This window comes from Corallococcus sp. AS-1-12 (assembly GCF_020036995.1).
Lineage (GTDB): Bacteria > Myxococcota > Myxococcia > Myxococcales > Myxococcaceae > Corallococcus.
Genome location: NZ_JAIQDD010000002.1, coordinates 113365 through 124701, shown reverse-complemented (window position 1 = coordinate 124701; position 11337 = coordinate 113365). Strand labels below are relative to the sequence as shown.

General features: G+C 70.8%; 8 protein-coding genes. 7 read left to right on the top strand and 1 reads right to left on the bottom strand.

Going from position 1 to position 11337, the window contains the following annotated elements; translation table 11 throughout:
• Positions 1–38: 38 nt before the first annotated feature.
• Positions 39–1592 carry a collagen binding domain-containing protein gene (locus K8556_RS39385; protein WP_304503924.1) on the bottom strand — a complete coding sequence of 518 codons (1554 nt, stop codon included), beginning with the start codon at positions 1590–1592 and terminating at the stop codon, positions 39–41.
• 223 nt (positions 1593–1815) lie between these two features.
• Here K8556_RS39385 and mglB point away from each other — a divergent pair, with 223 nt between their 5' ends.
• The 7 genes from mglB (at position 1816) to K8556_RS02815 (ending at position 11335) form a co-directional block, all read left to right on the top strand.
• Entirely contained in the window at positions 1816–2295 is a 480-nt protein-coding gene (gene mglB, locus K8556_RS02845; RefSeq protein WP_002637270.1) for a gliding-motility regulator GTPase-activating protein MglB, read from the top strand.
• A gap of 11 nt (positions 2296–2306) precedes the next feature.
• The gene (gene mglA, locus K8556_RS02840; protein WP_014394794.1) at positions 2307–2894 is read left to right on the top strand and encodes a gliding-motility regulator Ras-like GTPase MglA; all 588 of its coding nucleotides are present in this window, start codon (positions 2307–2309) and stop codon (positions 2892–2894) included.
• Between the two features lie 108 nt (positions 2895–3002).
• A complete protein-coding gene (locus K8556_RS02835) occupies positions 3003–3782 on the top strand; it encodes a dihydrolipoamide acetyltransferase (RefSeq protein WP_223738479.1) in 780 nt (259 codons plus the stop codon).
• Positions 3783–3794: 12 nt separating this feature from the next.
• Complete coding sequence (locus tag K8556_RS02830) at positions 3795–6200, top strand: tetratricopeptide repeat protein (RefSeq protein ID WP_223738478.1); 2406 nt, start codon at positions 3795–3797, stop codon at positions 6198–6200.
• A 6-nt stretch (positions 6201–6206) separates the two neighbouring features.
• On the top strand, positions 6207–9635 hold the full coding sequence (locus tag K8556_RS02825) for a tetratricopeptide repeat protein (RefSeq protein WP_223738477.1): 3429 nt from the start codon (positions 6207–6209) through the stop codon (positions 9633–9635).
• Positions 9632–11029: a tetratricopeptide repeat protein gene (locus tag K8556_RS02820; RefSeq protein ID WP_223738476.1), complete on the top strand. Its 1398-nt coding sequence runs from the start codon at positions 9632–9634 to the stop codon at positions 11027–11029. The genes K8556_RS02825 and K8556_RS02820 overlap by 4 nt, the downstream gene beginning before the upstream one ends.
• A 15-nt stretch (positions 11030–11044) precedes the next feature.
• Positions 11045–11335 carry a hypothetical protein gene (locus tag K8556_RS02815; protein ID WP_223738475.1) on the top strand — a complete coding sequence of 97 codons (291 nt, stop codon included), beginning with the start codon at positions 11045–11047 and terminating at the stop codon, positions 11333–11335.
• Positions 11336–11337: the final 2 nt, after the last annotated feature.

Here is an 11337-nt window from a genome sequence, read left to right as displayed (position 1 = left end):
CGACGACGGACGGGCGCGTCGCGGCACCGCCGCGCGACTCACCGGCCCCTCGGGAACAGATCCACGTTGAGAATCGCCTGCTCGCCTTCGCGCACGGTGACCGTCTTCGTCTGGGTCCGGTGCCCGGCCGCGGACAGGGTGATGCGGTACGTGCCGCCGCGGACGCGCGCGGTGAAGGCGCCGCTCTTGTCCGTGCGCGTGCGCACCTTCGCCTGGGGAATCGTCACCGTCGCCACCAGCGGCTTGCCGCTGCGCGCGCTGCGCACCTGGCCCACCAGGGTGGCCAGCTCGCCCTTGCGGTCCTGCGACAGCACCACCACCAGCTCCGACGTCTGCCCCGCAACCACCACCGCGGCTTCTTCCGTGGAGCGGAAGCCCGGCGCGGACATCGCCACCACCACGGGCCCCGGCTCCAGCCCTTCGAGCAGCAGCTCGCCAGCCGTGTCCGTGCGCAGCCGCGCGGCGCCGGAGACGACCTGCACGTCCGGAACCGGCGCGCTGTTCTTGCCCTGCACCACCTTCACCTTGAGCGAGCCCGTCTTCGGCGCGTTCTTATGGAGCCGGATCGCCAGACCTGGGTTCTCGATGAACGCGACGGTGGTGCGTTCCGTCGTGGAGTCATAGCCCTCCAGGCTCACCTGCGCGGATTGCTCCCCGGTGGGGAGATTCACCGTCACCCGCCCCTGCGCGTCCGTCACCTTCTCCTCGGTCATCCCCGGTTGCAGCAACGAGGGCACGCGCACCCGCGCACCCACCAGGGGTGCCCCCGTGTCCGCGTCCACCACCTGGATGGGGACATATCCATGCACCGGGCACTCGATGATTCTCGGCGCCGGTCCCAACGCCACCTCGAAGCCCAGGCCGACGCGGCGCATGCGCTGCTCGGAGCGCAGGCCGCTGTCCTCCAGCTCCATCGTGTCGTGCGCCTGCTGCACGTCCAGCAGCAGCCGCCCCGTCCAGCCGTCCCGGCGCATCACCGGGTACGAGAGCGCCGCGCCCACCACGTAGCCGGACGACGACGCCTTCAGCCCGTCCGCCGCGTGCGCGGAGAGCGTCAGCGGCACCTCGCCCCGCGCCTCCAGTTGAAGCCGCGCCGGCAGCGCCACCAGCACCCTCCCGGCGAACAGCGCCGCGTGCCGCACGCCCCGCTGCAGCACCGGCGCGTACGTGAACCCGCCGAACAGCGGCAACTGCGCGAAGCCGTAGCCCGCCCCCAGCTCCAGCCGCACCGGCCCCAGCGACAGGCGCCCGCGCGGCCCCACCGAGCCGCGCACCAGGCTTCCACCCGTCACGCGCGAAGAGGCATCCCGCAGCTCGAACGCCTCGCGCTGGAGCTCCACCTGGCCGCCCAGGTGCTCGCCCGCCCAGCCCATCAACGTCAGCGCCACGTCGTTCGGCGTCAGCCCCGAGTAGGTGAGCCCCGGCCCTACATCCACCTGCTCACCCTGCCGGGAGGACAGCCCGTAACGAAGGCGCAGCGAGGCGCGCTCGGACTCGGGGGCCTGCGCACGGGCGGCCCCGGTACAGGCGAGCGCCAGGACGAGGACGACGAGGCGCGGGAGGATGTCGGTGAGGGGGCTCGGGCGACGCAAGGCCCGGGAGAGTATAGAGAAGGTGGGCAGGTGTCCCAACCCGCGAAGCCGTCATTCCTTCAAGAAGCGGCGCGGATCACGGCTGGCTTCTTGCTGGAGTGGAACTGCTTTGCTAAGCATGACGGCGGTCGGTAGCGCCTCGTCTAACCTCCGGGATTCACTCCAGAAACATCGGAGCGCCGCCGTGCGCGGGGCGAGCGAACGCTGAGGAGCGCATACGCCCATGGGCACGCAACTGGTGATGTACGAAGAGGAGTTCACCAAGATCAACGCCGTTTGCGACCGGCTCACCAAGGACGCGAACGCGAAGGTGGTCTTCCTCGTCGACAAGAACGGCCAGCTCATCTCCTCGGCCGGCCAGACGCAGAACATCGACACCACGTCGCTCGCGTCGCTGACGGCCGGCAACGTGGCCGCCATGGGCGGACTCGCGAAGCTCATCGGGGAGAACGAGTTCCCCAACCAGTTCCATGAAGGGGCGAAGGACAGCCTCTACATGACCATCGTCGGCAGCCGGGTGGTGCTGGTCGTCATCTTCGACAACCGCACGAGCCTGGGTCTGGTGCGCCTGCGCATCAAGAAGGCCAGCGACGAGCTGACGAAGATCTTCGAAAGCCTCGTGAAGAAGACCGACAGCCCCGGAGCCGGTTCGCCGTTCGCCGAGATCTCCGACGACGATATCGACAACCTCTTCAGCGAGTAACCCGGGAAGCCATGTCCTTCATCAATTACTCATCCCGCGAAATCAACTGCAAGATTGTCTATTACGGGCCGGGACTCTGCGGGAAGACGACCAACCTTCAGTACATCTACAACAAGACCGCGGCGGACACGAAGGGCAAGCTGATCTCGCTCTCCACGGAGACGGACCGCACGCTCTTCTTCGACTTCCTGCCGCTGTCGCTCGGTGAGATCCGCGGCTTCAAGACGCGCTTCCACCTCTACACGGTGCCCGGCCAGGTGTTCTACGACGCCAGCCGCAAGCTCATCTTGAAGGGCGTGGACGGCGTGGTGTTCGTCGCCGACAGCCAGATCGAGCGCATGGAAGCCAACATGGAGTCGTTGGAGAACCTGCGCATCAACCTGGCGGAGCAGGGCTACGACCTGAACAAGATTCCGTACGTCGTGCAGTACAACAAGCGCGACCTGCCCAACGCGGTGACCGTGGAGGAGATGCGCAAGGCGCTCAACCCGCGGAACATCCCGGAGTACCAGGCCGTGGCGCCCACGGGCGTGGGCGTGTTCGACACGCTCAAGGCCGTGGCCAAGCTGGTCCTCACCGAGCTGCGCAAGGGCGGTTGACACTCCGCCTGCTTCCCTGCCCGGCGGGCTGGCCCCCACCGGGCAGCCCCCGGCAAAGGATGGTATGACCTCGTGCCGTCGGGCAGAGCCGCCTTCCGAGGTCGTACCGTGCGCGTCGCATCCGCCACCCTCCGTCTCCTCGCGCTCCTGAGCGCTGGCCTGTCCGGGCCGGTGCTCGCGCAAGGTGCGTCCCCCTCCCCTGCTTCCCCGCCTCCCCCCGCCGCCGCGGGCACGCCGCAGGCCCCCGCCGCGCAGGCCCCCGCGGGCGACCAGACGGCGGACGAGGCCTTCACGACGCGCGTGAAGACGCTGGAGGAGCAGGTCGTCGACCTGAAGGAGAAGATCTACCGCTCCAAGGCGCGCCTGCTGCTGCTCCAGGAGTCGGTGATGGGCGGCGAGCTGTCCACCGGCGCCCGCGCGGTGCTGGTGCACAAGAACGAGATGGGCAACGCGTTCCAGTTGGAGTCGGTGGTGTACGCGCTGGACGGCGCGCCCATCTTCACCCAGGTGGACACGCAGGGAGACCTGAACCGGCACCAGGCGCTGGAGGTCTTCAACGGCCGCATCGTGCCGGGCCAGCACCAGCTCGCGGTGCGTCTGGTGTACCGGGGCAGCGGCTACGGCGTGTTCAGCTACCTGGAAGGCTACAAGTTCAAGGTGCAATCCAGTTACACCTTCAACGCGGAGTCCGGAAAGGTCACCACGGTGAACGTGGTGGGCGTGGAGAAGGGCGGCCTCACCACGGACCTGAAGGACCGGCCCGCGGTGCGCTACGACATTGAAGTGGCCAAGGACACGCGCGCGAACCGGCCCGCCGGTCCTGGCTCGGAGCCGGGAGGCGCTCCGGGGACGCCCGCGCCGGCCACCACCTCCAGCGAGCCGAAGTAGGAGCGGACGGCCGTGACCGCGACGCTGCACGCCCTGGCCCTCGCGCTGTCCCTCGGGGCCGCGCCCGCTCCGGCGCCCCAGGCCTCCAAGCCGGGGGCCGCGCTGCCGCCCATGCCCGCTTCGTTGAGCACGCGCGCGGCCTCGGTGGAGGCGGTGGAGGCGCAGCTTCGCACCGCGGAGCAGTCGCTGCGCTTCGTGGAGACGCAGTTCACGGAGCGCCCCGAGCCCAGCAGCACCGACTCGCAGCTCAAGCGCTTCTCCGAGGGCGAGGTGTACTCGCTGCTGGGGGACTGGGCCGCCGCGTCCGTCCTCTTCTACGACCTGGTGAGCGACCCGGAGTTCAAGGCGAACCCGCGCTACCCGGAGGCGGTCTTCTACCTGGCGGACGCGCTCTACCAGCAGAAGAACGACATTGGCGCGAGGGTGTACCTGCGCGACGTGCTGGCCCTGCCCCTGACGCCCCAGCGCTACAAGGAGGCCGTGAGCCGCTACCTCGCGGTGGCGGGCAGGCTCCAGCAGTTCGACGGCATCGACGCGTACGTGGAGAAGGCGCGGCAGTTGTCGGGCGGCGTGCTGTCGCCGGACATCGCCTACGTGCACGCGCGCGGCACCTTCAAGCGCCAGGACTTGACGCCGGAGGAGCACCAGCAGCGCTCGCGCGCGCTGTTCGCCCCGCTGGCGCAGGCGCCCGGCGCCTTCCGCGTGCAGGCCGTCTACCACCTGGGCGTGCTGAGCGTGCAGAGCGGGGACTACCCGGCCGCCATCGCCGAGTTCCAGCGCATCGTGGGCACCGGGCCGGAGGCCGTGGTGTCCACGGGCCTGGACGACGCGGAGGCCCAGCGCTTCCGCGAGCTCGCGTTCCTGTCCCTGGGCCGGCTGATGTACGAGACGGGCCGCTACGACGAGGCGCTGGACCACTACGGCCAGATTCCCCGCGAGAGCGAGCGCTTCCCGGAGTCGCTGCTGGAGGTCGCGTGGACGTACGTGCGCAAGCAGGACTTCACGCAGGCGAAGAACGCCACGGACATCCTGCTGCTCGTCGCGCCGGACTCGCAGCTCGCCCCCGAGGCGCGCATCCTCCAGGGGCACCTGCTCCAGAAGCTGCGCCAGTACGACGAGGCGCTGGAGACGTATGACGGCGTGGCGCGCATGTTCACGCCCGCGCGCGACAAGGTGGACGCGCTCCTGCGCGTGAACCAGGACCCGGTCGCGTACTTCGACAACCTGCTCGCGCGCAACGAGCGCTCGCTGGACGTGAGCACGCTGCTGCCCCCGCTGGCGCTGAAGTACGCGTCCACGCAGAAGGAGGTCGCGGACGCGGTGCGGATGGTGGGCGACCTGGACAGCGGCCGTCAGGGCGCGGGCGAGGCGAAGGCCATCGCGGAGCGCATCCTGGAGGCGCTGGACGCGCGCGGGCTGGAGGCCTTCCCGGAGCTGCAGGAGGGCTACGTCCGCACGGAGGCCGTGGACACCGCGCTCACCGCCGTGGAGCAGTCCCTGGTGCAGGCGGAGGCCGCGCTGGTGGAGGAGAAGCTGACGCCCGCCGAGCGCGAGAAGCTGCTCGTCGCCCAGGGCGCGCGCGAGGCCCAGCGGCTGCGCTTCGCGGCGCTGCCCACCACCAACAAGGAGCTGGAGGAGCGCCGGCACCGCATGCAGGCGAAGGTGGACGCGGTGGACCGCGAGGCCTTCCGCGTGGGCTACGAGCTGCAGAGCCTGCACGCCAACGCCGCCGCCATCCGCAAGTGGGTGGAGGACACGCGCGACGAGCGGCAGGCGGACCCCGCCGAGGAGCGCGAGTTCCTGGTGCAGCTCCAGGCGGAGATCGCCACGCTGCGCGACCTGCAGGCGGAGCTGGACCGCACCCGCGCCCGGCTCGCCAGCGAGCGCCAGTCCACGGACACGTCGCTGGAGGGCGAGGCCGCCATCCGCGCCCGCTACTCCGCCGCGCTCCAGCAGGAGCACGGCGTCCTGCGCGCCGGTGAAGGCCGGCTGTCCGGCGAGGACACCCGCGTGCTGTTGCGCATGCACGCGGTGCGCTCGCGCATCGACTCGCTGCGCGGACGGGTGGCGGTGGCCCGGGTGGCGCTGCGCTCGCGGCTGGAGCACCGCGTGAAGTCCATCCGGGACAAGGTGCGCGTGGAGCAGGCGCTGCTCCAGGGCTACGAGCAGGAGGTGGCCGCCGCGTCCGGTGACGCGCGCAACCTGGTGGGCCGCATCGCCTACGACAGCTTCCGCCGCGTGCGGCAGCAGTTCTACGACCTGGTGCTCAAGGCCGACACCGGCACGGTGGACGTGGCCTTCAGCCGCACGCAGGACAACGCCGCGAACATCCAGAAGGTCGCCAAGGAGAAGGCGGACGCGCTGCGCGCGCTCGAGCTGGAGTTCAAGGACGTCCTGACGTCGGAAGGGGGGGACTGAGACGCCATGCGCCGCCCTGCCCTCGCCCTCCTCCTCGCCCTGGCGCCGCTGGCCGCTCACGCCGCGAAGCCGAAGGCCTCCAGTCAGGCCGCGAAGAAGTCCTCCACCCCTTCCGCGCCCGCGCCCCCCGCGAAGGCCCTGCCCGCGACCCCGGCACCGCCCGCGCCCAACGCCTCGCGCTACCTGGACGGCCTGGGCCACACGCCCGAACAGGAGAAGCTGCTGCGCGACGTGAGCCGCGCGCTGGAGGCGTACGAGGCGGAGTCGCGCGACTTCCACCGCGAGGTGAAGCAGCTCATCGAGCGGCGCTACCAGCAGAAGCGCTCGGCGCTCGACAACGCCTACGAGAAGACGCTCACCGCGCTGGAGTCGCAGGAGCGCACGCAGCGGCTGGACGCCATCGCCCGGGCGGAGGACTTCCTGCGCCGCTACCCGGCCGAGCCTCGCGCCACGCCGGACGTGATGTTCCGGCTGGCGGAGCTGTACTACGAGCGCTCCGCGGACGAGCACCAACTGGCGCGCAAGGACTACGCGGAGCGCGTGCGCACGATGTCCGACGAGGCCATCGCGGACCTGCCTCCGGAGCCGGAGGTGGACTTCACGCCGTCCATCGGCGTGTACCGCACGCTCCTCTCGCGCTTCCCGGACTACCGGCTCAACGACGGCTCGCTGTACCTGCTGGCGTACTGCCTCAACGAGCAGCACAAGGACGAGGAGAGCCTCGCCACCTACCAGCAGCTCACCACGCGCTACCCGAAGAGCCGCTTCGCCACCGACGCGTGGACGCGCATCGGCGAGTACTGGTTCGAGGACGAGTCCGACCCGGAGGCGCTGCGCAAGGCCGCGGACGCGTACACCGCCGCCACGCGCGACACGGAGCACCGGTTCTACGACAAGGCCCGCTACAAGCTGGCCTGGACGTACTACCGGATGGACTGGTTCGAGGAGTCCGTGGACAGCTTCCTGCTGCTGCTGGACCACTACCAGTCCCACCAGCAGTCCGGCAGCAAGGCGGACGAAGGCGACCTGCGCTCGGAGGCGCTCCAGTACATCGCGCTGTCGCTCGCGGACGAGAGCTGGGGCGGCATCGCGAAGGCCCGTGAGCTCTTCGCGAAGCGCGGCGGCCGGCCCTACGAGGCGGAGGTGTACCGCCGGCTGGGCAACGTCTACTTCGACCAGCTCCGCAACGAGGACGCCATCGCCGCGTACCAGCAGGTGCTGGCCACCGCCCCGCTCACCGCGGACGCGCCCCGCCTGCAGCAGCGCATCGTCCAGGCCTACGAGCGCGAGCGGCGCATGGACCTGTACGCGCTGGAGTCGGAGAAGCTGGCCAACAGCTACCTGCCCGGCGGCGCCTGGTACGAGAAGAACAAGGACGACCCGAACGCGCTGTCGCACGCGCAGACGCTCGCCGAGCAGAGCCTCTACTCCGCCGCCGCGTACCAGCACCAGCAGGCGCAGACCTTCCAGAAGGAGGGCAGGGCCGCGGAGGCGAAGGCCACCTACGCCGCCGCGGCCCGCGCGTACGGCACGTACCTGGAGCGCTTCCCGCGCAGCAAGACCGCATACGCGATGCGCTTCTTCCACGCCGAGTCCCTCTTCAACTCGGACGCGTACGGCGCGGCGGCGAAGGAGTACGAGGCCGTGCGCGACTCCAACCAGGACAACACCTACCGCGACGTGTCCGCGCACAACGCGGTGCTCGCCTGGAAGGCGCAACTGGACGACGACGTGAGGGCGGGCCGGCTGCCGGAGCGCAAGCCGCTGCGCGCCAGCGAGCGCCCCCAGGACAGCGCGCACGCGCCCGTGGCCCTGGCCCCCACGGAGGCCGCGCTCGTGAAGGCGTCCGACGCGTACGTGGCGCTGCTGCCGAAGGAAGAGGCCGCGCCGGGCATCGCGTACCAGGCCGCGGAGCTGTTCTACACCCACGACGACTTCGCCCAGGCCCGCCCCCGCTTCGAGCGCGTGGTGCAGGCGTACCCGCGCAATCCCGTGGCCGGCTACGCCACCAACCTCATCATCGAGTCCTTCCTCATCGACCAGGACTGGAAGAGCGTGGAGGAGGTCAGCGCGCGGCTCGCCAGCAACGCGCAGGTGGTGGACCCGTCCAGCGAGCAGTACCGCGAGCTGATGAAGTTCAAGCTCGCCGGCCGTTTCAACCTGGCGGACCAGCTCGCCACGCAGAAGCGCTACGACGAGGCGGCCAGGAAGTACCTCCAGTTGGTGGAGGAGGCCCCCCGCCACGAGTTCGCGGACAAGGCGCTCAACAACGCGGCGGTGGCGTACGAGGAGCTGCGCCGCTTCGACTCCGCGATGAAGCTCTACGAGCGCATCTACCGCGACTATCCGAAGTCGCCGTGGGCGCACACCGCGCTGTTCCGCGTGGCCCTGAACGCGCAGAAGTCCTACGACTTCGACAAGGCCGTCACCAGCTACCAGAAGCTGGTGAAGGACTACCCGAAGGCCGAGGAGCGCGAGGCCGCCCTCTACAACGCGGCGTCGCTGCTCGAAGGACAGCAGCGCTACGCGGAGGCCGCCGCCGCCTTCCAGCGCTGCGTGGAGCTGTATCCCCACGGGAAGAACGCGCCGGAGAACCAGTACCGCGCGGCCCGCATCCTGGAGAAGCAGGGCGACACCCGGGGCGAAATCCAGGCGCTGGAGGCCTTCGTCCGCAAGTTCGCCAGCAAGGCGGACCAGGTGGAGCTGGTGGTGGACGCGAAGCGCCGCCTGGGCGACGCGTGGAAGAAGCGCGGCAACGCGAAGGAGGCCCAGCGCGCGTACTCCGCCGCGGCGGATGACTTCGACCGCCGCAAGCTGAAGCCGGACACGCAGCCGCGCGCCGCGGAGGCCGCCGCCTACAGCCGCTTCCAGTTGGCCGAGCTGGAGTTCCAGCGCTTCGACGCGCTGAAGCTCAGCGGCGCCGGCAAGGCGCTGGAGAAGAGCTTCAACAAGAAGACCGAGGCCGTGAAGGCGGTGGATGCCGCGTACGCGAAGGTCCTGCCGTACAAGCAACTGGAGTGGTCGCTGGCGTCGTTCTACCGGCGCGGCTACGCCCTGGAGCGCTTCGCGGCCACGCTGCTGGACGCGCCGGTGCCTCCGGAGGTGAAGCGCCTGGGGGACGACGCGGTGCTGACGTACCAGGACATGCTCACGCAGCGCACCGTGGCCCTGGAGGACCGCGCGGTGGAGAGCTACGCCGCCACGCTCAAGGAGGCGCGCAACAACCGCGTCTCCAACGAGTGGACGCGCCGCACGCTGGAGGCGCTCAACCGCTTCCGCCCCAAGGAGTACCCGGTCCTCAAGGAGGCCCGGGGCGCGCTCGCGCTGGAGGCCGTGTATCCGGACGGCCTGCTGGGCAGCCTCGCCGCGCCCGCCGCGCCCGCGCGCGTCGATCCGGACAAGGCGCCCCGGCTCACGGAAGGGGGCACGCCATGAACGCGGGCCGCAAGTTCGCGCTCACCGGGCTGATGCTCTGGCTGTCCGCCTGCGCCTCCGGTCCGCAGACGCGCAAGGACTCGAAGCTCACCGGGCCGGAAGCCGGGCCCGCCACCGCCGTCAGCACGTCTCCGAAGGCTGGCGAAGCGAAGGCTGGCGCAGCGAAATCTGGCGACGCGAAGGCTGGCGACACGGGTCCCCAGGCGAAGGAGCTGGCGCCGGCGGCGAAGTCGCTCGCGGGACCGGAGCGGGACTTCACCCGCGCGGTGGAGGTCGCCCGGCGCGGCGAGCTGACCATCGCGGAGACCGCGCTCAAGGCCCTGCTGGAGAAGTCCCCGAAGCTGGGCCCCGCGTGGACGAACCTGGGCATCGTGCAGGAGCGCCAGGGCCGCTTCCCGGACGCGGAGCGCTCCTACCGCCAGGCGCTGGCGCTGGACCCGGACCAGGAGGCCGCGTGGGACTGCCTGGTGCGGCTGGCGGCGCGCACCGGCCGCGCGGCGTCGCTGGAGGCGGAGCTGCGCGAGGCGCTGACGAAGCAGGACTCGGTGGCCCGCCGCACGGCGCTGGCGTTGAACCTGCTGCTCCAGAAGAAGCACCCCGCCGCCGTCTCGGAGGCCCGCCGCGCGCTCCAGGTCAGCGAGCAGCACGTGCCCGCCATGCAGGTGCTCGCACAGGTGTACGCGCGCGAGGGCAAGTACGAGCTGGCCGCCATGGTGCTGGGCAACGCGCTCGCCATCGACGCGCAGGACGCGGCCACCCTCAACGCCCTGGGCCTGGTGCACCTGGGCCTCAAGGAGCGGCCCCTGGCGCTGGAGCGCTTCCGCCAGGCCATCGCGCTGCGGCCGGACTTCGCCGAGGCGCGCAACAACCTGGGCACCCTGCTCAACGAGGGCGAGGACTACGCCGGCGCCCGCGGGGAGCTGGAGGCCGCCGTGAAGGCCGCGCCGGACTTCGCCGCCGCCCACCTCAACCTGGGCAACGCGTACCGCGGCGAAGGCGACTTCCCCCGCGCCCTGGCCGAGTACGAGCGCGTGCTCCAGCTCCAGCCCGACGCGAAGGACGTGTACTTCAACCTGGGCCTGCTCCACCTGGACCTGGAGCCCGCCGGCATGGACGCCCTGGAGCGCCTCCAGAAGGCCGCGGCCTTCCTGGAGCAGTACAAGTCCAGGGGCGGCACCGACGAGCGCACCGCGCAGTACCTCAAGGACGCGCAGAAGGGCATCGACCGGGAGACCCGCCGCCGCGAGCGCGAGCGCAAGGAGGGCCTGAAGAAGGCCGCCGGAGCCGCCGCCCCCGCGAAGACTCCCGAGGCAAACCCGACCCCTGCTTCGCCCCCCGGGCCCCCTGCCACGCGGCCGGGCGCCTCGGGTAAGGTGTCCCAAGACGTCCGGTAGCCACGACCTGAAGCCATGCGCCCCGCCCTCCTCCTGCTGCTCGTCGCCATCGCCCGCCCGTCCTGGGCGGAGGACCCCGCGTCCACGAAGAAGGCGGCGGACGGCGCGACGCCAGCGCCCCAGGCTCCGGCGACGAAGAAGCCAGCCAAGGCCATCCGCCTGGAGGCCATCAAGGTCGAGGGGCGCATCCAGAAGCCGGAAGCCTTCTATTTCCTCGACCGCTCCAAGCCGAGCTTCGACGACCTGAACCGCACGGAGAGCTTCGTGCCCAAGGTGGTCCAGAGCGTGCAGCAGGACCCGTTCTAGTT